This is a genomic window from Desulforhopalus glucosivorans (assembly GCF_054397165.1).
Genome location: NZ_AP044854.1, coordinates 2,733,125 through 2,759,701, shown reverse-complemented (window position 1 = coordinate 2,759,701; position 26,577 = coordinate 2,733,125). Strand labels below are relative to the sequence as shown.

Sequence of the window (26,577 nt, the reverse complement as noted above, 5' to 3'; positions counted from 1 at the left end):
ACCTTCAGAGGGAATTTTTGCTAGAAGCAGGAACAGGTTTTGCTGTTATTTCTCCAATATGGCTTTCAGCAAGGTTCTTTTTTGATGACAGAGATCGCCTCAGATTAGATTATATTCGCACGCCTTAACCATAATGTTTCAATTCGCATAAAAATGGGCTTGAGGTTTAGTTATTATATTGTACATATGATTATAACAGTGTCGATGGATCGATACTGTTTTTTATAAATTATATTTAATTTCGTCGAGTTGAGGACACAGTTATGGGAAAGAAGATACTTATTATTGGAGGAGTTGCTGCGGGGCCAAAGGCTGCTTGTCGATTGAAGCGGGTGATGACCGACGCCGAGGTTACGATTGTTGATCAGGATAGCCTTATTTCGTATGGCGGTTGTGGAATTCCATATTATGTAGCGGGTGATGTTGCCGATGAAAAAGAGTTACGTTCAACAAGCTTCCATATGGTTCGTGATGAATACTTTTTTGAGAAAGCAAAAGGCGTAACAACCCTTACAAGCACAAGGGCTTTGACCATTAATCGAAGAGAAAAAACTGTTCTGGTTGAAAATCTTAAAACAGGTAAACAGTCAGAGCTTCAATATGATGAATTGATGCTCGCAACAGGGAGTACTCCAATACAGCTGCCCATTCCTGGAACTGATGCTCCTAACGTTTTTACTGTCAGTGATCTTCATAAGGCTATCACTATTAAAGATATGATAGCGAAAGGTAAGGTGAGTAGTGCGGTTGTGATTGGAGGAGGTGCCATAGGAATTGAGATGGCTGAGGCTTTCACCGACCTTTGGGGGGTTGAAACGTCCCTCGTTGAATATATGGATCAGGTACTGCCCCGTATAGTGGATAAACCCATTGCCCAAATAATGGAGAAGAACCTTCGAGAAAGCAATATTGATCTATTCCTTAATGAGGGTGCTGAAGAAATCATTGTAAAAGATGGTGTGGCTGTCGGTGTCAGAACGGCTAATAGAACCCTGAATGCAGATATTGTGGTCATTGCGGCTGGTATCCGTCCAAGGGGTGAGCTTGCAAAGGAAGCAGGTTTACAAACTTCTGACAGGGGTGCAATAACAGTCAACGAGCGGATGCAGACCTCTGATCCTCATATCTACGCGGCGGGTGATTGTGTAGAAATTCCCCATCTTGTAACTGGTAAGAAGTTTGTTGCACCTTTTGGCAGTATGGCCAACAGGGAGGGACGGGTTGCTGCCGATAATATGGCAGGTATTCCTTCGGTGTTTAAAGGCGGTGTGGGTAGTTTTATTGTTAAAGCATTTGATGTAGCTGTTGGGGCTGTAGGGCTCAGTTATGAAATGGCACTGGCAGAGGGCTTTGATGCAGCATGTTCTCTTTCAACACCTATTGACAGGGCACATTTTTATCCCGGTCATAATGTCATATGTCTTGAGCTTGTTTTTGATAAAAAAACAAGACGCGTGCTCGGTCTTCAAGGTTCAGGCCCTGTAAATGATAGTCTGTCTGTACGCCTAGATGCAGCAGCAGTTGCGATTAGTGCCGGTGCCACAATAGATGATTTTGGAACAATCGAAATGGCTTACTCCCCTCCCTTTTCACCGGCAATTGATCCAATTAATGCTGCAGCCTATATAGCAGACAATCTCTGTGATGGTAGGATGAGACAGATAGATATTGGTGATTTTAATGCAGCAATGCTGAGTCCTAAAACCAATAAAGAATGGATTGTGCTCGATGTGAGAAATAGTGCTGAGGTAGCACCCTTTGCTGAAAAATTTGGCACGGAGTTTTGGCAGTCCATGCCCTATGAGCAGGTACGCAGCTGTTACTCCGAACTACCTCAAGATAAAAAAATGATCATATTTTGTAATGCTGGATCACGGTCATTTGAGGTTCAGGTTATGCTTGATGCTGTCGGTATAACAGACACTCTGGTATTGCCTGGAGGCTTTAATCTTATTAAGAAAATGGGCTCCGAATGGTTACCTGAATAAGTCAGCTTTGATGTTGCCTGTATAGGCTTTCACCCATGAGCTGGTTGAGTGAAAAACCGTTTGTTTTTTACTACCTGTATTAGACAAGTGGTGAAGGCCTATGCTATGATAAGCAATTCTATTATAAAAGTTTTCACGTAGTTAATGATAATTACAAACATTGCTTGTGGGGTTGGTATGGCTGAGTTGAATGGGCAGCATATGATTGAAGAGATTCAGGATAATATAAAAACAGGTGACGCCCTAAAAGCCCAGCTGGTTTTGTCACATCTTGGGGGCATTGATCAGAAAACACGAACTAAGTTAGTTTACCTTTTGTCCCGGGCTGATGTTGATTTTGCAGTACCTCTTTTTATTTATATCTTGCAAAATCATCCGGATGTTGCCGATGACATGCCCATTATCCGGGAAACCCTTCTTTCTATCCTGCTTGCCTACCCTGAAAAGCTGATCGAGTTTCTGGGGTCTTCCAGAATCGACGATAAAACAGAGCTTATTCGATTGGTTGGCGAACTGAAACTTGAGGCTGCCACTCCTAAGCTCCTGGAGATAGTAGCCGAATGTGAAGACGAAGCTGAGATTCATACCATAATTGAGAGTCTTGGCCTTATTGGCGATCCTGAATCAATCAACACCCTGACAGACTATCTCTATGCAGCAAATAGAGAATTGATTATTGCAGCAATTCAGTCCTTGGGGCAGGTCAGCACACCCACTGCAATGCATCGTCTCGCTGAACGAATGGGAACCGATAATGAGATAGATTATATGATTCTATCTATCTTTGCTGAAGTCCAGGATCAGATATCCCTTGAAAAGCTCAACGATACAATCCGCTCCCACTATGCTCATATGCGAACGTTTGCTAAAGCAGAGCTGGTGAGGATTGGTCCTAAGGCGGTTCCTGTACTTATAGATAATCTTCTAAGAGATGATCCGGATTTCCTCATACACACCCTCAATGTCCTTGGGGACATAGGTGATGAGTCCGCAGTTGTACCCATTAGGAAGTTACTTGGAAACGAGCCAAAAAGTGCCAATGTTCGTTTTGCAGCATATGAGGCATTGGCCTTGTTGCCGCTTAAAAAGGGTGCCTATACTTTGACTGCAGGGCTAACTGACTGTGAGGATCATGTTTGTGTGGCCGCTGCTCGGGCAATTGATAAAAACTTTTCTTCAATCTTAGGTGCAGGTATTAAAAACTTGCTCAGAGGCCAGGAAAATGAGGCCAGGCATATTGCAAAGATCATTGTGAATGCTCAAGTTGATAATATCTTCTTATGTCTTGCCGATGATGAATTATTTGAAGAGTTAGCCCTCGTCTATCTGCCCCACACCCACAAGGATATTCGAAATCATTACTATCAGCTATTAAAACAGAATGGAAAAAATGATTTTGCCAGAAAGTTGACCGGTGAAGAGGAAGAAATAGTTCGTCCTAAGGTTGTTGCGGTGGATGATTCAAGGATGATTTTAAATATCTATAAGGCAACCCTCCATGAACTTGGCTATGACCCTGTCTTATTTGAGTTTCCTGCTTCAGCCATTGAGTGGCTGGCGACCGAAAAGCCTCTTATGGTGCTTACTGATTTGAATATGCCTGACATTACAGGTATTCAACTCACAGAAAAGATACGAGAACGCTACACCTCAAAATTATTGCCAGTGATCATGGTTACTACTCAGAATGAGAGCCAGGACAATGAAGCGGCCCTTGGGGCAGGGGTTAACTCTATCTTGAATAAGCCCTTTAATGCAAAGACCCTGGGTGATGCAATGGAGAAAGTGCTTACAAAAGTATCGAGTTAAAACTTCTCGAAGTAGTTACCCACGTCTGCAGGTTTGTGTGCGTCTGAACCGAGTTGAAGGGTCATGCCATGTTTTTTGGCAAGAGCAAGGATACTGCTGTTTGGGAAGGGTTCGTTGCGGATGGTGATACCTGAGGTGTTTATTTCAAGGGCCATCTTTTTCCCAGCGGCAACACCCAGCAGTGTGTCTATTTTCTGATAGTGTTCAGCTGTTAGTTCGTGAGCTGCGACCCAGCGAAAGGCGGCATCAAGGTGGCACAAAACAGTCCCATCCAGTTCTGTTATAGCCTCGAGAAGAATATCGAGGTACCTACTGAAGAGTTCGGGTGTGTACAATTGATTGGCTCTTGCCATACTCTCAGGTTTCTTGCTGAGAAGATTAAGGTGATCACGTTCTCCTTCAATCTGGAGAAAATGGCAGGAGATACCAATTTGATCCCAGGATCTCTTTTGCAACCTCTGCTGCAATCTTTTTTTACAATGAGGATTGTAGCCGCACTCAACACCTAGACCTATTTCAATTTTCCCCAGGTATTTTTCCTGCAGGCGTTTGCCTTCACTAAAGTAGTAATCGAAATCCTCCTCCGAGAGCCAGGAGGACTTAGGGGTAATAACACCTTCTTCCATGTGTTCTAAAAAGACTATGCGATGCAAACCCTTATTAAGGGCAGCAATGACATAGTCTTCCATTTCTCCAATGGCGTGGCCACACATTTTTGTGTGGACGTGGGAATCACAATGTGCCAGTTGGAGTTGATGAGAACCCATGGAGTGTTTTTACGAGAAGTAAGAGAAAGAGAAAAATCTCTTATGCATTTCCTTTAGGAAAGAAATGAAGGGTGCCATCTATATCAGAAGTGTCACAAAAATGACCACGTTCCAGTTCGAAATCAAGGTAATCTTCAATGCCGTCAATTTTCATGGAGAGGGCAGGACCATCGTGGAGATGGTAGACAACAGTATCAACATCCGTTAAGTCAACGGGACTACAAAATATTTTCATTCTAGGTGAAATCCTTACCGCTTTGGGTTACTTCATATTAGTACATTACTCCAGAAAAAATCTCATAAAGAACAAGAAAACTGGAGAACCTTTTAACATTGCGAACTTAAAATCACTTCTGTACGTATCCCGTTTATCGGGGTTAGTTTTAAAACGCATTCGAAGTTAAATGATATACGAAAAAATACCTAAAACTGCAAGAGATAAGGTGGGAGATGCTTGTCTTTGCTATCGGTACACTGTTTCTTCAATATTACAAAGCGATAACTGTTAATCCATCGGTTTGTCAAATGGCGAAATAGGTTTACACAATCCGCACAGCTGTTTATTATACTCGGCTCAAGTTTGAAACTACGCTCCTAATCCCGATGAACGGGATACGTGTCTTGGTGGTAAGACTAACTTACGATTTCAAATTAAATTCCTGAGTTTCTTGTTTTTTGACGGGCTTTCAGGAGTAAGGCACTAATATGGAGTCATATATAATTTTTCTTCAGGTGATGTGATGAGTAACGATAATAACAACGTAAAAGAGAAAATGCTCTTTGGTGATGAGAAAAATCCATCTTCAATTCAACCTAAAAAACTCACCCTTGATAGCCATATCAAGTTTCGCTGTCACCCTGGGGTGAGCTGTTTTACCGCATGCTGTGGTGGCATTAAGATTGTTCTTACTCCATATGATATCTTGCAGCTTACAAAAAGATTGGGGATTGCGGCCCACGAATTCCTTCATACCTACACCTTACCCACATATCTTGAAAAAACAGATATGCCTGGTGTTATGATTAAGCTTCGCGAAGATGACAATAAATGTCCTTTTGTAACCCCGGAAGGTTGTACTGTATATACTGACAGGCCTACAGCATGTAGATACTACCCTGTTGGAATGGCAGATTTTCATGAAGGTGGTAGCCGTGATGCCGATGGCAATGAGAATGTTGCTGAAGAAGAAAAATTCTTTTTCACAGTTCGCGAAGATCATTGTAAGGGGTTTGAGGAGGATAAGGAATGGACTGTACGTGAGTGGCGTAAAGACCAGGGTGTTGATGTTCGGGATGAGATGAATAAAGAGTGGCTTCGTCTTGTTATGCGACGTAAGTCTTATGGACTGCAAGCAACTCTTTCTGAGCAGGCCAAGCGTATGTTTTTTATGGCGTCAACTGATCTCGCTACCTTTCGACGATTTATCTTTGAGAGTTCTTTTCTCGACACGTATATCCTCGATGAGGAAACCATCCAGAAAATCAAAGAAGATGATGTGGAGTTGATGCTCTTTTCCTTTAAGTATTTAGCCGCAACCCTATTTGGTGCGCAGGCTCTTGATATCAAGGAAGAGAAAATTAAGGCAAAAGTTGCTGCTATGAAGGTTGAGCAGGATGCATCTGTGCTGAAGTCTGTCAAAGAGTATGAAGAGTTCAAAGCTCAGACTGAAAAAGATAAGAAAGAAACCGGTATTAAATAAGCGTTGTTGTAATTGATCTCCTCTTCGTTATGGTGAAGCATGAAGAGATAAGGTCAAATTACCCCCCCCCTCGTAATCTTATGGTTGCCTGGGGGACGATGTTTGTTGGTGTTTAAATCTTTATGTGAAGTAATGTGCTTTCTTGGTTGATCTGATTGCTGAGTGCTTTGGTAAAGTTCGAAACAAAAAGGGTGTGTGGAAAAATTTTCCACACACCCTTTTTTTTGAACAGCCAGTCAAACGACTTCCTCAGAAAGATATTCTGAGGAAGTCGCCTGGAAGGATTACTCTCCTTCTTCTACTTCTGGCTCGAGTGCTGCCGCAAGACTCTTGAGGAATTTCCATCCCTTAAGAACATCTTTCTGGGAATCAGCAAGGAGCTGATCTGCAGATTCAGGGTTAACACGCTTCAATGTTCTGTAGCGGTTTTCCCCAAGAGCGTACTCTTCAAAGCTGATGGTAGGCTCTTTCTTAGAGTCGATAACCAGTGGATTCTTACCGGCATCTTCGAGCTCTGGATTGTAGCGGTACAGCGGCCAGTGACCACATGCAACAGCTTTTTTCTGCTGCTCAAGACCAAGAGCCATGTTGATACCATGGTTGATACAATGTGAGTAAGCAATAATCAAAGAAGGTCCGTCGTATGCTTCCGCTTCAGCGATTGCTTTAATCGCCTGAGTAGGATTGGCACCAATACTGATCTGTGCAACATATACGTTACCATAAGTGGCGAAGATCATACCCATGTTCTTCTTAGGCATTTTCTTACCACCGGCAGCAAATTGTGCAGTTGCAGCACGAGGAGTGGACTTGGACATCTGACCACCAGTGTTGGAGTACACTTCTGTATCCATGACCAGTATGTTTACATTCTCGCCGGAAGCAAGAACGTGATCCACACCACCATATCCGATATCATATGCCCAGCCGTCACCACCAAAAGCCCATACAGACTTCTTAACGAGGTAGTCGCTGATTGGTACGAGACGAGCGGCAATTTTGCTGCTGCTCTTTTTAAGAATAACATTCATCTCAGCAACACGAGCGCGTTGAGCTTCGATGTCCATCTGGGTATCCTGGGTTGCGCCAGTGATAGAGTCAGCGAGATCCTGTGCGAGGATTCCCTCTTCTACACAGCTTGCGATAAGCTCTCTCGCTTGCTCGTCAAGTTTGTTGACGGTGGTTCTCATACCAGCTGCAAATTCTGCGTTATCTTCAAACAGTGAGTTTGCCCAGGTAGGTCCACGACCATCATCACGGGTACAATATGGAGTTGTTGGCAGGTTACCACCATAGATGGAAGAACAACCGGTAGCATTACCGACCATCATTCTGTCACCAAACAGCTGGGTGATCAACTTAACGTAAGGAGTCTCGCCACAACCGGCACACGCACCAGAGAACTCAAAAAGAGGACGCATTAACTGGCTGCCTTTGATAGATGCCAGGTTGATGGTTGCTGGATCAATCTCTGGGAGAGCCAGAAAGTAATCAACATTTTTAGCTTCCTGCTCTTTGATCTCGTCAGTGTTTTGAGCCATAACCAGTGCTTTGGTCTTAGCAGGACAAACACTTACACAGAGAGTACATCCACAACAGTCCTGGGTGAAGATCTGCAGAGAGAACTGCTGGCCTTTGAACTGCTTGCCAACTGCGTCTTTACTGAGGAATGCTTCAGGAGCATCTTTGACTTCAGGAACAATCTTAATACGACATGCAGCATGTGGACAAACGAGTGCACACTGACCACACTGGATACAGTTGTCGGGAACCCAGGTAGGAACTGAAACAGCAATGTTTCTCTTTTCATACTGAGTGGTCGCTGTAGGCCAGGTTCCATCTGCAGGCATCTGAGAAACTTTAAGCTTGTCGCCGTTTCCTTCGATGATCTTAGCGGTTACTTCTTTTACAAACTTAGTAGCGTGCTCAGGTACTACAGGTGGAATCTCTTTTCCATCTACAGAGGTTCCAAGAGCCACCTCTACGATATTTTTGATAGCACCGTCGACAGCGTCGTAGTTCATCTGTACGACCTTGTCACCCTTCTTACCGTAGGTCTTCTTGATGGCGTTTTTGATCGCATCAATAGCTTCCTGCTGGGTAAGAATTCCTGAGATCAGGAAGAAGGCGGTCTGCATGATCATATTAATACGTGCGCCAAGACCGAGTGCAAGGCCTAAGGAAACAGCATCAATGATATACAGTTTTGCATTCTTGTTGATCAGGTCCTGCTGAACCTTACCTGGGAGTTCTGCCCAAACATTATCCTTATCAAAGGAGGTGGTGAGCAGGAAGGTGCCGCCATCTTCGAGGTTCTTCAGCATATCTACTTGCTTGAGGAAAGTGAAGTTATGGCAGGCGATGAAGTTTGCCTTATCAATGAGGTAAGGAGCAACAACAGGATTTTTACCAAAGCGTAAGTGACTGGTGGTGATGGAACCTGATTTCTTTGAATCGTAAACAAAGTACCCTTGAGCAGAGTTCTCAGTTTCAGTACCAATGATCTTAATGGTGTTCTTGTTTGCACCAACAGTACCATCAGAACCGAGACCGTAGAACATTGCGCGGTAAACGTCAGAACCTTCGATGTTAAAAGAAGAGTCGTAGTCAAGGCTTGCAAAGGTTACGTCATCGTTTGGTCCAACACAGTACTTGGTCTTAGGAGCCATAGACACCATGTTGTCGAATACTGCTTTAACCATAGCAGGTGTGAATTCTGCAGAACCAAGACCGTAACGACCAGCAAGTACCACTGGTGGGTATACGGTTGGGTTTGCTTCGGCAGCTTCACCAATTGCTGTACGAACATCAAGATAGAGAGGATCGCCAGGAGCACCAGGCTCTTTGGTTCTATCAAGAACAGTAATGCGGGCAACAGTTTCAGGAAGTGCATTAACCATTGCTTTACAGTCAAATGGTCTGTAGAGACGAACCATTACCATTCCGACTTTCTCGCCTTGGGCTACAAGGTAGTCAACGGTTGCTGCAGCGGTCTCACAACCGGAACCCATCATAACAATAATGTTTTCAGCGTCAGGTGCACCATGGTAGTCAAACAGATTGTATTGACGACCAGTAAGTTTTGCGAATTTGTTCATGGTTTCCTGTACAATGCTAGGAACCGCATTGTAGTATTTATTCACAGTCTCACGACCGGTGAAATATACATCAGGATTTTGAGCAGTACCACGGATGGTAGGATGATCAGGAGAGAGGGATCTTGATCTGAACTCAACGATCTTATCTTCGTCAATCATTTCACGCATAACATCGTGACTTACTTCTTCAATCTTCTGGATTTCGTGGGATGTTCTGAAACCATCAAAGAAATGTACAAAAGGAATACGTGAAGCAAGAGTTGCCTGGGTAGCAATAAGTGACATATCCATTGCCTGCTGCACATTCTCTGCACAAAGCATGGCCCAACCGGTTTGACGGGCTGAGTAGATATCACTGTGATCACCAAAGATAGATAGACCCTGGCAAGCAATGGCACGAGCGGTAACATGGAAAACAGTCGGGGTGAGTTCACCGGCAATTTTGTACATGTTAGGGATCATGAGGAGCAGACCCTGGGAAGCGGTGAACGTTGTACAAAGAGCGCCTGTAGTAAGTGATCCGTGGATGGAACCGGCAACACCTGCTTCAGATTGCATCTGGTTAACTATGGGCACTGTTCCCCATATGTTTTTCTGCAAGGTAGCGGACTTGGTGTCAGCTTCAGCTGCAAGAGGGGTTGAGGGAGTAATAGGGTACAGTGTAATGACTTCACTAGTGGCATAGGCGACGTGTGTACACGCCTGGTTGCCGTCAATAGTTACCATCTTTCGCGACATGATGTGTTCTCCTTTGTTTTACTATTAGTTGTGCCTGTAAGGTGGCGAAAACTGCATAAATAGTATTAAATACCTTGAAGGGTCTGTTCTGTCGTGTGTCGAAACACCCGGTGATAATAGTCTACAATCCACCGAATTACAACATATACAGAGTATTTTAACGCAGGCAAGTATAGGATATTTACCCGGGTACTGCAATGGATGAGAATTGTTGATTGGTATTATAAGTAAAATAGAATAGTGGTTGATGGAAAGGTTAAAAAACACCATCATTTTGTGGTACGTGGTAGTCTCGATTATATGTGTTGAAAGGAATGTTTTATGCTGCGGATTCAGGATTCTCTTCTGAAAGAATTACTCCAATTTTGTTCTCTTGAAAATGATTGTGTCTTTCTCGACACATCCCTTCCTGATGATGAAAATAGGTTGTCATTACTGTTTGTTAAGCCTGTTGAACGACTAGTTTGCAGGGAGGGTGATGACCTTGAGGTGTATCTGGGACTATTGCAAAAGGCCCTGGACTCAGGACATCATCTGGCGGGTTGGGTTGGTTATGAATTTGGTTCAATGTTGGAGGGGCGGTATGTGCGGGATACCAGTTCATTTTCTGAACCACCTGTAATTCTCGCAGATTTTGGGGTTTTTTTAAAACCGTATAAGTTTAACCATCATACGGGTAAGAATAATTTTCCGTCTCATTTTCAAGGTGAATCCACAGCTAAAGATGAGAACTATACAATAAAGAATCTCAGCCCAAATATGGAGCAGGATGAGTTTGTGGAGGCCATTGAGGCTGTAAAGGCGCTTATCGAGGCTGGAGACACCTATCAGGTCAACTACACCATGAAACTGCTCTTTGATTTTGAAGGATCAGTGGAGGCACTGTATCAGTCCCTTAGAAGAAACCAGTCAGTGAGTTATGGGGCTTACATTAAGAATGGTGGTGAACATATCCTCTCATTTTCACCGGAACTTTTTTTTAGAAAGACTTCAGGAGAAATCACAGTTCGTCCTATGAAGGGGACCTCTGTTCGCGGTGACAACCTTGATGAAGAACAGCAGTATAAGGATACTCTCCATTATGACGGTAAAAATCGTGCAGAAAATGTAATGATTGTGGATCTCCTTCGAAATGATCTGTCAAGATTACTTTTTAACGAAAACGAAGCCACTGTTACAACAACTTCTCTGTTTGATGTGGAATCCTATGAATCTCTTTTACAGATGACTTCAACAGTTAAAGGTGTTTGCTCAAAAAACAGAATACAAAACATACCCTTATCCCGTCTTTTTCATTCACTGTTTCCCTGCGGTTCAATAACCGGTGCGCCAAAGATTCGTACCATGCAAATTATTGAAGAACTGGAAAAAGAGCCACGGGGCGTTTATACCGGAGCAATTGGCTATATTGCTCCCGGTGGTGATGCAGTATTTAATGTGCCAATCCGTACCATTCGTCTAGCTGGAAAAAAGGGCGAAATGGGTATAGGCGCGGGGATAACCCACGGTTCTGTACCTGCTGAGGAGTGGCATGAGTCTTTGTTGAAGGGGCGGTTCTTAACCCATTTACAACTCCCATTTCAACTTTTTGAGACAATGCTTTGGCAAAAAGAGAGTAGCTTTTATTTACTTGAGGAACATCTGGCACGTTTAGCAAGGGGCGCAGAGTATTTTAAATTTTCTTTTGACCCATTGCTTATAAGGCAACAGCTGGCAACACATGCGTCCTCTTTTACGGCAGAAGCTTTACGGGTTCGACTGGTACTTGAAAAAGATGGGCAGATATCAATAACGGCAACTGAGTGTGATCGTCCGCTTTTTATACGCTTACCTGCAGCAAAGGACCTTGGTGCCCGCCCAATTTCAGGGTCTGTACGTTGTGTGACAACAAGTACTGCGGACTTGGGCCCCTATATATATTATAAGAGTAGCCGCCGGGCAATGTACGATAGTGAATTTAAAAAAGTCCTTGAAAGGGGTGAGACCGATGCTCTCTTTTTTAACGACCAGAACGAGCTGACGGAAGGCTGTATAAGCAACGTAATAGTGCTAAAAGATGGATGCTACTTTACGCCGCCTGTTCAGTGTGGATTATTGCCGGGAGTTATGCGGGAGCAGTTGCTTTTACAAGGTGAGGATTCACCAATGGTTAAAGAAAAGGTACTTTTAAAAGAGGATATTGAAAATTGTGACGCCGTCTTTATCTGTAACTCAGTAAGAGGCGTCGTTCGTGTGAATGTTCTCACTTGAAAACTATTAGTGTATTAGTGCCTTGTCCTGTTCAGCAGTCACCTGGACGGGGGGCACGACAAGACCATGTTCCTTACCCAGTTCACGAATAATCGTCATAAAGGTTGAAGGAAGGGGGACTTCTCTTTCTTCAAGCAGGTATCCATATTGTTTTGCTTTTAACAGGATATCAGAACTGTCTTCACCTTCCTGGCTGTCACAAAGAGTCTGTATCCGCAAAGCGTCAGTAATGTGGCGGCAGAGGAATTGATTACTTTCTTTAATGCTGAGTAGCTCCTGTTCGATCACTCCCCAATGGTTTGTGCGAAATGCTGCAAACTTCTCTTCCGGGTTTGGGGTGCCAAAAATTTCGTTGGTAATAGATCCCGCCAGCATTGAACGTTCGGTAGACTCTAATTGTTGCTGGTTGTTGTCGATTGTTTTTCGTATCTCTTTGAAGACAATCATCTGTACCAGTCCAACTGCTTCACGGAGGGACTGAACAAGTTGTGAATTATTGTTTTGTGCAGGTTGCATGGCTCACATCACTCCTAAAGGATAATTTTAACAGCAGGGGATTGTTTCAAGCCCTCATAAATACTCAGTCGGACCTCCTCATTTGGAACAATGAGTTCAGCATTAAGACTATGGTATTTACCCTTTGAAGACATATGAGAATGGGTGATGGTGACATCAATCGGGGCACAGGTCTTTGTGATAACATCTTTTAGAAGAGTGCAGTCTTCTCCAATTACCTTGTAAACCCAAGAACATGGGTATTCAATTTCAGGACGTTCAGGGCCATCGCCAGGGGTGTTGTTCTTTATGAGTGTCATAGTGTAATAGTGTAATTGTGAAAAATAATCTAACCCGATTCACGGGATAAGTGGTTTGGAGGTAATGTGTTGTAGTAAAATCTTCACCAATTTCATTCATGGTACATAACAGGTAAGCGAAGACTTCGGGTAGGCGTACATCCGAGATACGTGAAGACAATGGGTGAATACATGAATTACTAACACCGATGAACGGGATACGTGCCTCGAAGGTCCCACTACGTTCACTATCTGGTGATATAACTAAACGTACGATTTTAAATTCAATTCCGGATTTTCTTGGAGTCTACGCCACCTGTTTTTTTAACAGAAGTTTAGGAGTAAGGCACTAAACGAAATAAGAGTATTTTAAGTCGATGCATCACTAATAATGAATGCGGAATAAAGAGTCAAGGTAAAGACGAATTGCATTGGTTCGTATAAAAACTGCATTGAACTCATGACTATCTGTAATAGTTTTTTGTAATCAGTGTATTGTAGTGGTACAATTTTCAGTATGATTGAGAGTTGCAGGTGAACTAACCACCGATAAACGGGATAAGTACATTGGAAGTAATTTTACGTTCGCAATGTTAAAAGGTTCTCCAGTTTTCTTGTTTTTATGAGAGTTTTTCTGGGGTAAGGTACTAATATCAATTTGATCAAGGGTAATGAGACGTTCCTGTAGAGTTTATCGGAGTTTGGATATTTAAGGTTTGGACCACATATTGACAAAGAGAGATTGATTTGGATCAAAAAGATAATCAAACAATACTGGCTCAACTTGAAGAAAGTGAAGCTCAGAAAAAGGCAATTGTAGATGGTTTTTCCAGCATTCTCATCCTGTTTGATACCAAGATGGTTGCCCAGTGGGTAAATGATGCGACCCATCAGGAATTTCCAAATGCAATTGGTAAGCACTGTCATGAAATTTTTTGTGTAGAAAATGAGCAGTGCAAAGTTTGTGCTTTCCAGCAATGTATTACAACGGGACGGATTGAGACGAGCACCCAGCGCATCGCTGTTGAGGGGGGCACAACAGATGATATTGTTTTTGATATAACCGCGTCTCCTGTCTATGATGCTAATCGTCAAGTCAGCGGAATCATAGTTATTGCTCAAAATGTGACGGAAAAATACACCCTTGAAAAACAGTTAAGACATACCCAGAAAATGGAGGCTATTGGAACGCTTGCCGGTGGAGTGGCCCACGATTTTAATAATGTACTCACTCCGATCATGGGCTATACAGAGATAATTCGCCTTAAACTTGAGCAGGATGGGTATTCCGGTAAGCGGGTATACACCTATCTAGAAGAAATTCTAAAGGCATCTAAACGCGCTAAGTCACTGGTAGAACAGGTTCTAACCTTCTCGAGAAGTAATGAGCAAAAGGCTGTGTATCAGTTCCTGCATCCGATAATTAAAGAAGTGATGAAGCTTATGCGGGTTACTCTACCCAGTACGCTTACCATACTGGAAGACGTTGATGAGACCTGTGGTCGTGTGCTCATTGATCCCGTTCAGATACACCAGGTGCTGATCAATCTGTGCACCAACGCTTCCCATGCAATGAACGGCAGACATGGAACCTTGACTGTCAGGCTTACATCAGCCCCTCAGTCAGCCGACGGTAAGGATTGGGTGGAACTGAGTGTAGGTGATAGTGGAAGCGGTATCGATGCTGAAGATCTTGAACGGATTTTTGAGCCCTATTTTTCCACCAAGGAAAAAACCCGGGGAACAGGGATGGGCCTTGCCATGGTGCATGGGATTATAAATGCCCAGGGGGGCCATATTGATGTTGAGAGTGAGGTTGGAAAGGGAACGACCTTTAGAATCCGTCTCCCTGTAGTTCAGGCAAGTCAATCAGCGGTGGTTGGAGATCTCACGGAACTAAAAGGAGGTTCAGGTAGAGTTATTCTGGTGGATGATGAGGAACAGGTTGTGCAGGTTACCGGAGAGATAATGAAAAATCTTGGTTACGGGGTTGTTGGAAAAACATCTCCCGAGGAGGCCCTGGAACTGTTTTCTGCTTCTCCTGATGAATTTGATCTCGTTCTCACCGACCTGACGATGCCCGGTTTAACCGGACTTGAGCTCAGTACTCGTATTAAATGTATCAGGGCGGATATCCCTATTGTACTTTTTACCGGCTATTCAGACCTCGTCTCAAAAGAGGATGCAAAGAAAGCCGGTATTGATGAGTATTGCATGAAACCTATTTCCATGCGCGATCTGTCAACTGTACTCTTGAAGTTTTTAGGGGAAGGTGTGTCAAACGATTAAGGTTCGTGACACGGACCTAAGGTTATCAATATTCTCGATAATTGTTCGAGCCGTTAATAAGACTTATCTGGTCATTTAATGTCCAGAAATCGTATATGTATCCAATCCCGAAAAGGCCAAAGGTGCAGAGGTAAATGAGTCCGGTAACCCATTTGCCCATATACATACGGTGTATTCCAAATGCGCCAAGAAATGTGAGAAGTATCCAACTGAGATTAAAGTCTATCTCTCCCTCATTGTAACGAATATCCGCATCACGATTCATGCCGGGGATCAAAAAGAGGTCTACGATCCAGCCGATGAAAAAAAGTCCAAAGGTGAAGAGGTATATTGTACCTGAGATCTGTCTTCCGTAATAAAATCTGTGTGCGCCCAGAAAACCAAAGATCCAGACGATATAGCCGACCATAAGAGAGTGGGTTGTTGATTGTTCTGTCTTCATATCAGTTATCCAATGTTGGTTTTATATTGTTGTATTCGTTCATATGCTCTTATGATTGTATTCTCACTCAGAATACCATTGTCAACAGCGAGAGCAACTGCATTATGAAGGGTTGTAAAAATTTCAGGGTCATGTTCTAGATTGTTGCCGATGATAATCAGATCAACGCCAGCATTAATTGCTTGTACACAGGCCTCAGCTAATCCATATTTATCAGTAATGGCCTTCATCTGCATATCATCAGAAATAATGACACCTTCAAAGTTCATCTCTTTCCGCAGAAGATTGCTTACGGTACGTTTCGATAGTGTTGCCGGATAATCCCTGTCAAAAGTCTGATTAAAGAGATGACCGACCATTATTGCATCTGCAAGACCGTTCTTTATGAGTTCTTTATATGGGGTTAATTCTTCTTCCTCCCATGTTGTGGTAATGTCGACAAATCCAAGATGTGAGTCCGCCTTAGAACTGCCGTGCCCGGGAAAGTGTTTGAGGCAGTGTCCGATACCAAGTTTTTTATGTTCTTCAATCCATGCCGATGAATGTTCATAGACAATACCCTTGTCGGCAGAAAAACTACGTTGGACTTTCCCTATAATGGGGTTTTCTCTATTTGTATTAAGATCAACGACTGGTGCCAGGTTAAGATTTATACCACAGCTCCTAAGCATTTCTGCGGTTTGTCTGGAGCTCACCCGGGTACGATTGACATCGACTGCTTTGCCTAACTCTTCTGCACTTGGCGTTTCTGAAAACCCATACTTTTGCCTGAACCTATTGACTTTTCCTCCCTCCTGATCAACCGCGATAAAAAGTTTTGAGGAACGTATACTCTGTAGCTGCGCTGTGAGAGTTGCGAGTTGTGCACAACCCGTAATATTATTTGTGTCAGCCTTCGTTGCAAGGTGGCGGTCAAAGAGAATAACCCCACCAAGATGTCGCTTCTTAATATCGAGATATATGGGATCTTCCTCAGTTATAGATGCGCCTTTGAAGCCGACGATAAATAACTGGCCAATCATTGAGTTGAGAGATGGGGTCGACATAGTGGATCTGGTAAGTTTTTGTTTAAGTTTATGATATTATAACACAAATATCTAAATTCGCTGGTTGTGTCAATATTATGACAAATTTGTGCCTGGATTAGCTCTCGTGTAAAATGCAATACCATAAATAGTGTCAAATAATTGATCTACTGATTGTATGTGTCTGTAAACATTGTGATATTAGATGTGTGATTGTAGCTTTGGTAAAGAGTGTTGTTGTGTGGCACGCATTGTGCTTAATAAAAATTATCAAAAAGTATTTAAGATATTTCACAGACAGACGATAAGTAAGATACCAGATAATACTTTATTTTTGCACATGAGCTTGGAAGGGAATTATGACAATTTCGACAAATAAATATCTATACACCGATTCTAAGATAAGCGAGCCTCAGTTAGCCGATGTGATGGCTGAGCTTGATAATCTGAAGAAGCAGTCGGAACGGCTTGATCTCGCAAACAAATTGCATGCGAGGATGGCGGGTGTTCTTAGTCTTACTGGTATGATAGAAACATACTCTGTATGGTTGATGCCCCTCGTTAATCATGAGCTTATTGGATATAACAACAACAGCAGGCAGAAAAGGCATCTCTTCTGTTCAGGGCATGGTCCCAATAGAAGACGAGCAATCGCTTTTGCTGAACAACTCATTAATGATACCACATCAGAACGCGGTTCTTTTGTCAAAAAAGATGGAAGGTATGCGTATAAATGGATTTTTGAGACGTCCGAAGATGAAGGACTCTTACTCATATTGAGAGAAGGTCACGAACTTCAGGATAAAGAGATTGAGCTTGTTAATAATTCACTTGAGATTTTAGCAGAATGTCTACAGCGTGGCCTTGAGTATGAAGATCTTTTTGAGAAGGCAAGTAATGACGCCTTAACAGGTCTTTCAAACAGGCGTGTCTTTGAAGAACGTATCCACGCAATGATGGATGGTGCTAATCGGTATAGCCATCCTCTTTCAATGATCTCCATGGATTTGGATAAATTCAAGGCAATTAATGACAATCTCGGGCATCAGGCTGGTGATCAAGTACTGGTGACTGTGGCTGATGTACTAAAAAAAGCGGTACGTTCCACCGATCTTCTTGTCAGAATGGGTGGTGATGAGTTTTTGATTGTTCTGGACCAGACTGATAAATTAAGTGCTAGAATTCTTGCAGAGCGACTGTGTGTTGCTATAGATTCACTTGAAATCTGGGCAAATGACACCACAAAACTTGGTGTATCTATAGGCCTTTCTGAGATGAACTATGGAGAAGGATTACAAAGCTGGATGGAAAGAACTGATGATATCCTCTATCACGCTAAATCTGAAGGTCGAGCAAGAGTTGAAGTGGATTGATGAGTTTGGAGTATATGAATAGTATGTAAAAAAGCCCCTTGGAAAAAGGGGCTTTTTTTTGGCCTAAAAAACGCTCTCTACACTGATCTAAAAATAGAATATGTAATCAAGGATCACAACAGTTATGGTTCCTCCAGCAATCGGAACCATGGTTCGTTTAACGAGGTCAAAGGGAGCCACCTCCGCAAGTCCAGCTACAGCGATAATTACTGCAGTAATAGGAGATGCCGTTCTGGCAAGAGAAGATGTCTCCTGCATGGGCAGTAGTAATTTGACAGGCGCAATGTTAAATTTTTCTGCGATATCTGGGACCAGTTCTCCAAAAGATAAAAAGGATGCATTGCCTGATCCCATGAGGATAGCTGAAACGCCAATAACACAGACTATAACAACCATCATAGCAGCGGGTGAAAAGCCGGATTCAGTTGCAGACTTTAGAATCAAATCTATAACTCCCACCTGTTTAAGGCCGTCGGCGAAAATACCAGCTGCAACCACTAGTGTAACAACTGATCCGAAAACATTTCCCATGCCGTCCATAAAAGCCTTAAAGCTCTGAAACGCATCTTTGACATTCTTTTTATGGATCATGTCCACGAATATACAGATAAATACACTGACCAAAATGGCTGTTACCAGGTGGATTGTGTAACCAACATTTGTCATCTTACTGAACACAATGACAAGTATTAGTGGAATCATATTCAATAAGGCGTAGTAGCCTGGTGCTTTGTTCATATCGGGATCTTCATCCTGAGTCTTGTCCGTTGTCACCTCTTCAGTGCCAGGTAGTGTACCTGCACGGCGGTCCATGAACTTTTGCCAGAAAAAATGTAGCACAGCCATTACCAGCATTGCCGGAATGACGACAGGTAACTGAAAACCGAACACATATTCTGTTACTTCAAGGCCTGATTGGCCTGCAGCATATATAACATTTGACTGGGTTGGCCCAAGTTCCAGGGCAGCAGTTGTCGCAATTGGAGCTGCAGCAGAGAGTCGACTCAGGCCCATTCCCCTAAAGACCGGGTACATGGTTGCCATGAGCAAGAGTCCGAGGCCTGTGGCGCTTGTGATAAACATATTGAGGAAAACACCTATCATATATCCAAGTGCAATAACGATATAGGGAGATTTTATTCTGGCCATGGGGGCCGTTGAAATACGGACCAGGGCATGGGAAGCACCCATATGGGACATGTAGGCAGCAAATCCACCCACCGCCATAATATTCATTCCAAGACCTGCAGCGTTAAAGCTGAATAAACCTCGAAATTTTTCAAAAAGATCAAAGAACCAAATTCCGGTGGGGTTAACCCCTCCTGCTGCGACGTCATTGATGATTGGGCTGTGTCCTGTAAGCCAGCCGGCAAGCAGTAATGCGAAACCCGCCATAATTAAAACAATTTGGGTGTACCAGCCTTTGACAATTCCGTAGATAACAAAGGCAATTACAGGCAGGGTCAATAGGATTTCTAACATTGTAATTAACTCCTTTATGTTTAAAAAATAGTGTAGTTGCCATTAAGCATAAGATTTTTCATGGTGTCATCTGCATACGACAGGGTGACAGAATCCACATGTATCCTTGGGGCCGTCTCAGGGATATAAATACGATCAATGTGCACAACGGCCTCAGGGCTTGAAAAATCCTTAACACCAATAGAGCCACCAAAGTGGTCCGACCTTCCAAATGCAATGTGAAGGCCTAATTTTTCATCGAGAAGGGTCACACCAGTAGGATGAAGCCCAAAATCCTTGAGTACACCAAAACCCAGCTCAGAAATATTAGCGTAAGCAGGCTCTGATAAAATCCGCTGAGCTTCCACAGTGGAGTGCGGACCTTCTGTAAGAACTTCAATAGCTTTATTTCGTTCAATACGATAGACAACTACTTCCTCTTCAAATTGAACGGGCAGGGTGCCTATAGATTCAGAGATATCTTCTAATTCGCCCTCATATGGAACGATATACGATTCTCCGGAGGGTAGGTTCCCAGCCATTCCCATTGTAGGAAATCTGCCTCCTGAAGCATGGCCCTGTCTATGACGGAGGTCAAAGTGGACTGTGTGCTTAACCTCGCTATCAACGGTAAATTGAACATCAAGGGATTTTGCCAGTGAAATTTCTTTGGTGATAAGGTCAACTCTGCGATTGACCTCCCTGTAATCGATACGCAGAGCCGGTATCATGTTTGGTGAAAATCCGGGCATCGTTGCTGCTCGAAAGGTGAGCTGTCTTGAAAGTAGCTTCAGAGGAGCAGTGGTGGAGAGTTGGGTTGGAGCAATAACGATATGAGTCTGAGTTAGGACCTCCTTGAAGTTGACTCTAGCTTTCATGGCCGCGAATCTTTCACCAGTTAATTCGGTCAGCCCACTGTCAATGAAAACGCCCCACTCTGGAAGGTTGGCATTGTTTGAGTGTACATTGGGATAGGCCAGGAGTCGCACACTTTCGAGACCCAGTGTGTCTTGTACCTTCTGGAGATCCCTGCACCACTCTTCAGCAAGTCCACGACGGATACGCCAGGCATCCGTGTCTGGAAGAATATCATCGGGTATGTCGACGATAAAGAGAAGGTGTCGGTCCTCATGAGTAAGAGAAAAGACAGAGTCCACCAGTTCTTTGAGCTCCTGAGCATTAAGCTTACCTTGCATAATTGCCTCTTTATAAGATTTTGTGAAGATATTGTGAAGATTTGTCATGAAAATGACATAGTTTTTATGGTTTAAATTCAGTTTGTTATGGTCACTTCATTGGTATTTCCCGGGGGTCTGTCATGTTTTCAGGCTTAAGCATTTCATCAAGGTCTTCCTTTGAAAGGATTCCTTTTTCCATAACAAGCTCATAGACGCTACCGCCTGTTTTAAGAGCTTCCTTGGCAATTAAGGCTGATTGTTCGTATCCAATGACTGGAACGAGGGCTGTGATAAGTCCTATGCTTTTTTCAACATAACCTCTGCAAACATCTCGGTTAGCCTCGATTCCTACGATGCAGCGGGACGCAAGGGTAACGCAGCCGTTTTTAAGGATCATCATGCCGTGGAGAAGGTCGTAGGCGATGATAGGCTCTGCCATACAGAGTTCAAGTTCGCTTGCCTCAGCTGCCATGGAAACTACGGCGTCATAACCCATGACCTGGTAGCATATCTGATTGACGAGCTCAGGAATTACCGGGTTAACTTTTCCAGGCATGATGGAAGAGCCGGGCTGCATGGCAGGGAGGTTGATTTCGTTAAGACCGCATCGGGGTCCAGAGGACATCCAGCGCAGATCATTACAGATCTTTGATATTTGAACCGCTGCTCTTTTAAGCGTCGCGGACATCTGGACAAAGGTTCCTGCATTTTGAGTTGCTTCAACAAGATTTTTTGCCCGACGTAATTTGAAACCACTCACTTCTGAAAGTTTTTCGGTCACCAGATTTGCATAGCCTGCAGGACTGTTAATTCCTGTGCCAATAGCTGTTGCTCCCATATTGATGTCATAGAACTCGTCCACTGTCTTTTCAAGTGCTCGAATAGCACTGCCAATCATTACCCCGTAGGCACTGAACTCCTGACCAAGTGTCATGGGAACGGCATCCTGGTTTTCAGTACGCCCCATTTTGAGAATATCTGAAAACTCATCAGCCTTTTTTGTAAGAGCATCCCTCAACTCCTCCATTGCCCGAATAAGGTTTCGATTTGACAATAGAACAGCAAGTTTGATGGCAGTGGGGTAGGCATCATTGGTGGATTGGGAGCAGTTCACATGATCGTTTGGATGAAGGTGCTCATATTCCCCTTTATTAAAGCCCAGCAACTCAAGACCACGGTTGGCGATAACCTCATTGGCGTTCATATTAGTGGAGGTTCCGGCTCCACCCTGAAACATATCTACGGTGAAATGATCGTGAAGTTTTCCACCCATGATTTCGTCGCAGGCCCTGCATATTGCATCATTTTTCTGATCATCAAGAACACCAAGTTCGTTGTTGGTAAGTGATGAAGCTTTTTTTACCATGGCTAAACCTTCAACGAGATGTTCAAAATTACTGACAAAGGCGCCGGATATCGCAAAGTTTTCCATGGCACGCTGGGTTTGGACACCGTAATACACATGGTCAGAAAGTTCGCGCTGTCCAAGGGAATCATGTTCGAGACGAAAGCCGCTTACAGTAATATTTGTATCAGTGCGAGTTCGGTGTAATTCTTTTGAAAGAACGCGTAATCGCCTATTAATACCGACTGCAATTCTGGAAACAATTCGGTAAAACAGGTCGGGATGACTCTCCCTATAGGCATCAATCTTTTCTGTTGAAATTTGCCAGATAGTCGCGCCATTTCGTGTGTAGCCACCATTACTATGGGAGTCGCCCTCAAGAAATGCACCTTCACTAATCAGAGCACCGGCAATCATTGAGCCTATATGTCTCGAAGATCCGTGTAGTCCCCGAACCAGTTCGACATCCCCTTCGAGGATAATACCAGCCCATGTGCGGGGCGTCGATTGATGGAAGAGCCATTCATTTGGTGTGTAAATACGTTGCTCACCTTCAGCAAAAAAGGCCACTAGATCATCAACACGTATACCTGAAGCCTTTGCTGCTTGTTTAAGAATACTTTGGTCAATTTTCATGGGTGATTCCTTTGTTGGTAGTAATTTTTAGATACATGTTTGGGCTAATATCTGTTCTGACCTCGATGAACGGGATAAGTGCCTCGAAGGTCTCACTACGTTCACTATCAGGTGATAAGGCTAAACGTACGATTTCAAGTTCAATTCCTGAGTTTCTCGGAGTCTACGCTACCCGGAGTCTACGCTACCTGTTTTTTGATCACAGGATTCCAGGAGTAAGGCATTAAGGCGATGCAGATTGTCGTTGTTTGTATGGACTGCTGTTGAACCAGTGCGTAGCTGGGTAGCGATATTGTTTTCTTGGGCGCATCTTTTTTCAGGATGAGGAAACGTTTTAGTATTGTAATAAACCAATTGAAGACTAAAGAGGCAAAATGATAATACCCTGTTATTGTGATGTATTTGCCTGTTTCATATGTCTTGCTACAGATACGATTATGTATAAAACCAAATAAACGGAGATATTGAAAGTACTACAAAAGGATTTTATTCATAGTAAATGATTTTGTTATTACAAAATGTGTGTCTTCTGATAAGTCGTTTTATTTTAGACTCTTGAGTATGTGGCTGAATATGTGTCGTTTGGTTTATTACTGTTCCTTTTCGGGCTGGTTATTTTTCAGAGGGTAATTATGTTCAGACTGAGGATGGTTGTCAGGTAGAGAGGAGAGTGGGGGGGAGAGTTTGTTGGGTAAAAAAAGAGAAGCTGACATTATGTCAGCTTCTCTGATGGTTCATTAACTATTCACAACTCTTAACTTGATTGTCTGTTGGGAACAAACTATGAAAAAATTAAGAAATAGTAATATGGATTGGGATAACATGAAGGCTGCTCTGTTGTTGCTCGGTACGACCAAGAGTCCATTCCCCGCAGGTCGCATCATCACCTATAAGTGCGTCTATCTCCCGTACAACCCCTTCAATATTAATGATAGGATGTCTGGAGAAAACTTGAGGTAAGCCCTGGGTCAGGTTGCAGGCCAGACAGCAGTTTGGCCTTTCGTGAAGGCGCAAGTCCATAGTAAGAGTGTTGTTGCTCACATCTCTATATTTAAGTTCTATATCATAGGAACCTTCAGATGCATCGCCAAACAGGGCATCAAAAAACTCATTACTTCTTTCTTTAGGAAAAATTTGGGCGAGAGCGTCATCGGTAAGTATTGTAGAAAAATTATCTGTTTTCATAGTCTCTCTTCAGGCAAAAGTGAAGTTGATACAACTGTATGAGCACTTTTACATTCATGTCTTGTTTTCATAAGTGAATGTAGTGAGGGTGCTTGTTTTAGCTATTTACTACAATTGTTGTACTGGTAGTTGTTATTTTAAATAAACAATCATATCTCAGCAATCTTGTAACACAACTATAGTATAAATCTACCAGTTCTTAAGCTGGACCAATATAAAGCAGGAATACCAATTTTGTCAACCAGCGTTGCCTCCATAAATCCCCTGTGTTAAAGTAGCCGCCATGATTACTGATGACCCTTTCAAACCAATGGCCCAAGGCTCCGGAATTATTAACTTACAAGACCTTAACGAACCTCAGTATGAGGCTGTTACTACAACGGAAGGTCCTGTACTTGTAATTGCAGGAGCTGGCAGTGGCAAAACCAGAACCCTTGTATATCGGGTAGCCCACCTTGTACAACAAGGCGTGGCTCCAGAGTCTATTCTCCTTCTTACCTTTACCAGAAAATCCAGCCAGGAGATGCTCTGGCGTGCAGGCCGGCTACTGAACGAAAATTGTAACCGAGTGCTTGGTGGAACTTTTCATGGTGTTGCCAATATGTTGCTCCGCCGTTATGGCGGAGAGATCGGCTTTGGTTCGTCTTTTACAATTATAGACAGATCAGATGCTGAAGGCATTGTCAATTTGCTCAAATCTTCCCTTGGTCTTGGTAAAAAGGATAAACGTTTTCCAACCAAACGGGCCATGATAAACATGATAAGTGGCTCTGTTAACAAGTCCATTGATATTGAGGATCTGGTGCATGAACAGTATGGGCATCTGCTCGATCATTTGGAAGATATACTGAAACTGCAGAAACACTATAAGGAATTTAAGTTTGACCATGGCCTCATGGATTATGATGATTTGTTGGTAAACTGGAAACGGCTTCTGCTGGAATCTCCTGAGGTGCAGCAAACTATTTCCCAGCGATTCTCCCACATTATGGTGGATGAGTACCAGGATACTAATCTTATTCAGGCGGATATCATTAGAGGTACCGCCCATACTCATGATAATGTCATGGTGGTAGGGGATGACTCTCAGTCTATTTACTCATTTAGAGGGGCTGATTTTTACAATATTATGCGTTTCCCCAAGGTCTTTAATGATACAAAAATCATTAAACTGGAAGAAAACTATCGCTCAACCCAGCCGATTCTTTCTCTGACTAATAATATTATTCAGAACGCAGCTGAAAAATACACAAAGACTCTTTTTACCAGTAAGGAAGGGGACTGGACACCAAAGGTCTTTGCCGGAAAAGACGAGAGAGATGAAGCCTCTTTTATAGTACGCACCATAAATAAGCTGGTTCGGCAGGGTACTGCACTGAGCGAAATTGCGGTTCTTTTTCGTTCAAGTTTTCACTCCTATAAAATTGAGCTAGAGTTGGGGCAGCACAGTCTGGTTTATGAGAAGAGGGGCGGCTTAAAACTCACTGAATCTGCCCATATGAAGGATATGATTGCCTTTATGCGGGTTCTTGTAAATCCCCAGGATACGCTTTCCTGGAACAGAATTTTGCTGCAGCTGGAAAAGGTTGGTCCTGCAACCGCACAGAAGATTTCAAACACCATTGCAGTTTCGGATAACCCTCTTGAGGCCCTGCAGAAATATCCCGCTGGAAAGGCGTGGCAATGGTCCTACGCCAAACTCGTTACACTGTTTGAGGATCTGCTCGGTGGCAATCAGAAACCTGCAGTCTTGTTTGAACTTGCCCTGCAGTATTATCAACCAATTTTTGAACGCCTCTACAGTGATGATTTTCCTAAACGCCAAAGGGATCTGGACCAGTTAAAGGGAATAATGGATGGCTATGAGGAGTTGCAGTCTTTTATAGATGACACCACTCTCGATCCACCTGAAGAGTCAAAGGCTGATGACAGCGGGACCGAGAAACTTATTCTTTCGACTATCCATTCATCGAAAGGATTAGAGTTTGATGCCGTCTTTGTAATCGGCCTTGCTGATGGCAGGTTTCCCCATGGCTCGGCAGGGTTTAGTGAGCAGTGGGAAGAAGAACGTCGCCTCCTATACGTTGCGGCCACCAGGGCGAGGAAATATTTATACCTGACCTATCCTCGGCAATTGATGACTCCGGACAGACAGTTTAAGCGGACGGGGATGTCACCTTTTTTAAGTGAATTAAGCGGAGGCCTGTTTCAGCGGGTTTCCGATAGTGATTCTGAAAGTGGAATGACCTATTACAACAGGTCTGAATCCTATAGCCCGCCAGTACAAAAGAAAAAGTCTAAGAAGCTTAATATGGCAGACTTTAGTGTAGGTGCTAAGGTATCCCATCCATTTTTTGGTACAGGTGTTGTTGCAAAGCTATCTAAAGGTCGTTCCCTGGATATTCATTTTGACAGACACGGCTTAAAGACGCTTCACCTCGACTACGCAAAGTTGACAATCCTGTAATCACCCGATGTAAAAAGAGGTTTCAAATATCT

Annotated in this window: 18 protein-coding genes; 7 read left to right on the top strand and 11 right to left on the bottom strand. The window is 43.3% G+C overall.

Annotated features, from left to right (window positions below; genetic code table 11):
* Positions 1 to 263: 263 nt before the first annotated feature.
* Together ACX6CI_RS11960 and ACX6CI_RS11955 are read left to right on the top strand one after the other, a co-directional pair.
* The gene (locus ACX6CI_RS11960) at positions 264 to 1,988 is read left to right on the top strand and encodes an FAD-dependent oxidoreductase (protein ID WP_458778391.1); all 1,725 of its coding nucleotides are present in this window, start codon (positions 264 to 266) and stop codon (positions 1,986 to 1,988) included.
* Between the two features lie 177 nt (positions 1,989 to 2,165).
* A complete protein-coding gene (locus tag ACX6CI_RS11955) occupies positions 2,166 to 3,797 on the top strand; it encodes a HEAT repeat domain-containing protein (RefSeq protein WP_458778390.1) in 1,632 nt (543 codons plus the stop codon).
* On the opposite strand, the gene ACX6CI_RS11950 is transcribed toward ACX6CI_RS11955, so the two are convergent.
* The gene (locus ACX6CI_RS11950; RefSeq protein ID WP_458778389.1) at positions 3,794 to 4,564 is read right to left on the bottom strand and encodes a histidinol-phosphatase HisJ family protein; all 771 of its coding nucleotides are present in this window, start codon (positions 4,562 to 4,564) and stop codon (positions 3,794 to 3,796) included. The genes ACX6CI_RS11955 and ACX6CI_RS11950 overlap by 4 nt on opposite strands.
* 40 nt (positions 4,565 to 4,604) lie before the next feature.
* Positions 4,605 to 4,799, bottom strand: a complete 195-nt coding sequence (locus ACX6CI_RS11945; protein WP_458778388.1) for a hypothetical protein — start codon at positions 4,797 to 4,799, stop codon at positions 4,605 to 4,607.
* 505 nt (positions 4,800 to 5,304) lie between these two features.
* On the opposite strand from ACX6CI_RS11945, the gene ACX6CI_RS11940 reads away from it, so the two are divergent.
* Positions 5,305 to 6,264, top strand: coding sequence for a YkgJ family cysteine cluster protein (locus ACX6CI_RS11940; protein ID WP_458778387.1), 960 nt, complete (start codon positions 5,305 to 5,307; stop codon positions 6,262 to 6,264).
* Between the two features lie 284 nt (positions 6,265 to 6,548).
* Here the strand turns inward: ACX6CI_RS11940 and nifJ are convergent, their stop codons facing one another.
* Complete coding sequence (gene nifJ, locus ACX6CI_RS11935) at positions 6,549 to 10,100, bottom strand: pyruvate:ferredoxin (flavodoxin) oxidoreductase (protein ID WP_458778386.1); 3,552 nt, start codon at positions 10,098 to 10,100, stop codon at positions 6,549 to 6,551.
* Positions 10,101 to 10,421: 321 nt separating this feature from the next.
* Between nifJ and ACX6CI_RS11930 the strand changes: the two genes are divergently transcribed.
* Positions 10,422 to 12,350 carry a chorismate-binding protein gene (locus tag ACX6CI_RS11930; RefSeq protein ID WP_458778385.1) on the top strand — a complete coding sequence of 643 codons (1,929 nt, stop codon included), beginning with the start codon at positions 10,422 to 10,424 and terminating at the stop codon, positions 12,348 to 12,350.
* Between the two features lie 6 nt (positions 12,351 to 12,356).
* On the opposite strand, the gene ACX6CI_RS11925 is transcribed toward ACX6CI_RS11930, so the two are convergent.
* Together ACX6CI_RS11925 and ACX6CI_RS11920 are read right to left on the bottom strand one after the other, a co-directional pair.
* Complete coding sequence (locus ACX6CI_RS11925; protein WP_458778384.1) at positions 12,357 to 12,866, bottom strand: hypothetical protein; 510 nt, start codon at positions 12,864 to 12,866, stop codon at positions 12,357 to 12,359.
* A 14-nt stretch (positions 12,867 to 12,880) separates the two neighbouring features.
* Entirely contained in the window at positions 12,881 to 13,165 is a 285-nt protein-coding gene (locus ACX6CI_RS11920; protein WP_458778383.1) for an HP0495 family protein, read from the bottom strand.
* 726 nt (positions 13,166 to 13,891) lie between these two features.
* Between ACX6CI_RS11920 and ACX6CI_RS11915 the strand changes: the two genes are divergently transcribed.
* Complete coding sequence (locus ACX6CI_RS11915; protein WP_458778382.1) at positions 13,892 to 15,433, top strand: hybrid sensor histidine kinase/response regulator; 1,542 nt, start codon at positions 13,892 to 13,894, stop codon at positions 15,431 to 15,433.
* Positions 15,434 to 15,458: 25 nt separating this feature from the next.
* On the opposite strand, the gene ACX6CI_RS11910 is transcribed toward ACX6CI_RS11915, so the two are convergent.
* On the bottom strand, positions 15,459 to 15,875 hold the full coding sequence (locus tag ACX6CI_RS11910) for an NINE protein (protein WP_458778381.1): 417 nt from the start codon (positions 15,873 to 15,875) through the stop codon (positions 15,459 to 15,461).
* Positions 15,876 to 15,880: 5 nt separating this feature from the next.
* Positions 15,881 to 16,921, bottom strand: coding sequence for a glycoside hydrolase family 3 protein (locus ACX6CI_RS11905; RefSeq protein WP_458778380.1), 1,041 nt, complete (start codon positions 16,919 to 16,921; stop codon positions 15,881 to 15,883).
* Positions 16,922 to 17,259: 338 nt separating this feature from the next.
* Between ACX6CI_RS11905 and ACX6CI_RS11900 the strand changes: the two genes are divergently transcribed.
* Positions 17,260 to 18,273 (top strand): GGDEF domain-containing protein, encoded by a 1,014-nt coding sequence (locus ACX6CI_RS11900; RefSeq protein WP_458778379.1) that lies wholly within the window; start codon positions 17,260 to 17,262, stop codon positions 18,271 to 18,273.
* Between the two features lie 87 nt (positions 18,274 to 18,360).
* Here ACX6CI_RS11900 and dcuC read toward each other — a convergent pair whose 3' ends face one another.
* The 4 genes from dcuC to ACX6CI_RS11880 all read right to left on the bottom strand — a co-directional run bounded on the left by dcuC (position 18,361) and on the right by ACX6CI_RS11880 (position 24,078).
* Complete coding sequence (gene dcuC / locus ACX6CI_RS11895) at positions 18,361 to 19,755, bottom strand: C4-dicarboxylate transporter DcuC (protein WP_458778378.1); 1,395 nt, start codon at positions 19,753 to 19,755, stop codon at positions 18,361 to 18,363.
* Positions 19,756 to 19,775: 20 nt separating this feature from the next.
* The gene (locus tag ACX6CI_RS11890; RefSeq protein ID WP_458778377.1) at positions 19,776 to 20,930 is read right to left on the bottom strand and encodes a M29 family metallopeptidase; all 1,155 of its coding nucleotides are present in this window, start codon (positions 20,928 to 20,930) and stop codon (positions 19,776 to 19,778) included.
* 91 nt (positions 20,931 to 21,021) lie between these two features.
* Positions 21,022 to 22,893 (bottom strand): aspartate ammonia-lyase, encoded by a 1,872-nt coding sequence (aspA, locus tag ACX6CI_RS11885; protein WP_458778376.1) that lies wholly within the window; start codon positions 22,891 to 22,893, stop codon positions 21,022 to 21,024.
* A gap of 792 nt (positions 22,894 to 23,685) precedes the next feature.
* On the bottom strand, positions 23,686 to 24,078 hold the full coding sequence (locus ACX6CI_RS11880) for a pancreas/duodenum homeobox protein 1 (protein ID WP_458778375.1): 393 nt from the start codon (positions 24,076 to 24,078) through the stop codon (positions 23,686 to 23,688).
* A gap of 283 nt (positions 24,079 to 24,361) precedes the next feature.
* Here ACX6CI_RS11880 and ACX6CI_RS11875 point away from each other — a divergent pair, with 283 nt between their 5' ends.
* Positions 24,362 to 26,545 (top strand): ATP-dependent helicase, encoded by a 2,184-nt coding sequence (locus tag ACX6CI_RS11875; protein ID WP_458778374.1) that lies wholly within the window; start codon positions 24,362 to 24,364, stop codon positions 26,543 to 26,545.
* The last annotated feature ends 32 nt before the right edge of the window (positions 26,546 to 26,577 follow it).

Coding starts and splice junctions, on each gene's coding strand:
- ACX6CI_RS11910 (WP_458778381.1), bottom strand. CDS start 15,875: ATGAAGACAGAACAATCAACAACCCACTCTCTTATGGTCGGCTATATC.
- ACX6CI_RS11925 (WP_458778384.1), bottom strand. CDS start 12,866: ATGCAACCTGCACAAAACAATAATTCACAACTTGTTCAGTCCCTCCGT.
- ACX6CI_RS11960 (WP_458778391.1), top strand. CDS start 264: ATGGGAAAGAAGATACTTATTATTGGAGGAGTTGCTGCGGGGCCAAAG.
- ACX6CI_RS11930 (WP_458778385.1), top strand. CDS start 10,422: ATGCTGCGGATTCAGGATTCTCTTCTGAAAGAATTACTCCAATTTTGT.
- ACX6CI_RS11955 (WP_458778390.1), top strand. CDS start 2,166: ATGGCTGAGTTGAATGGGCAGCATATGATTGAAGAGATTCAGGATAAT.
- aspA (WP_458778376.1), bottom strand. CDS start 22,893: ATGAAAATTGACCAAAGTATTCTTAAACAAGCAGCAAAGGCTTCAGGT.
- ACX6CI_RS11900 (WP_458778379.1), top strand. CDS start 17,260: ATGACAATTTCGACAAATAAATATCTATACACCGATTCTAAGATAAGC.
- nifJ (WP_458778386.1), bottom strand. CDS start 10,100: ATGTCGCGAAAGATGGTAACTATTGACGGCAACCAGGCGTGTACACAC.
- ACX6CI_RS11920 (WP_458778383.1), bottom strand. CDS start 13,165: ATGACACTCATAAAGAACAACACCCCTGGCGATGGCCCTGAACGTCCT.
- ACX6CI_RS11950 (WP_458778389.1), bottom strand. CDS start 4,564: ATGGGTTCTCATCAACTCCAACTGGCACATTGTGATTCCCACGTCCAC.
- ACX6CI_RS11875 (WP_458778374.1), top strand. CDS start 24,362: ATGATTACTGATGACCCTTTCAAACCAATGGCCCAAGGCTCCGGAATT.
- ACX6CI_RS11945 (WP_458778388.1), bottom strand. CDS start 4,799: ATGAAAATATTTTGTAGTCCCGTTGACTTAACGGATGTTGATACTGTT.
- ACX6CI_RS11880 (WP_458778375.1), bottom strand. CDS start 24,078: ATGAAAACAGATAATTTTTCTACAATACTTACCGATGACGCTCTCGCC.
- ACX6CI_RS11940 (WP_458778387.1), top strand. CDS start 5,305: ATGAGTAACGATAATAACAACGTAAAAGAGAAAATGCTCTTTGGTGAT.
- ACX6CI_RS11890 (WP_458778377.1), bottom strand. CDS start 20,930: ATGCAAGGTAAGCTTAATGCTCAGGAGCTCAAAGAACTGGTGGACTCT.
- dcuC (WP_458778378.1), bottom strand. CDS start 19,755: ATGTTAGAAATCCTATTGACCCTGCCTGTAATTGCCTTTGTTATCTAC.
- ACX6CI_RS11905 (WP_458778380.1), bottom strand. CDS start 16,921: ATGTCGACCCCATCTCTCAACTCAATGATTGGCCAGTTATTTATCGTC.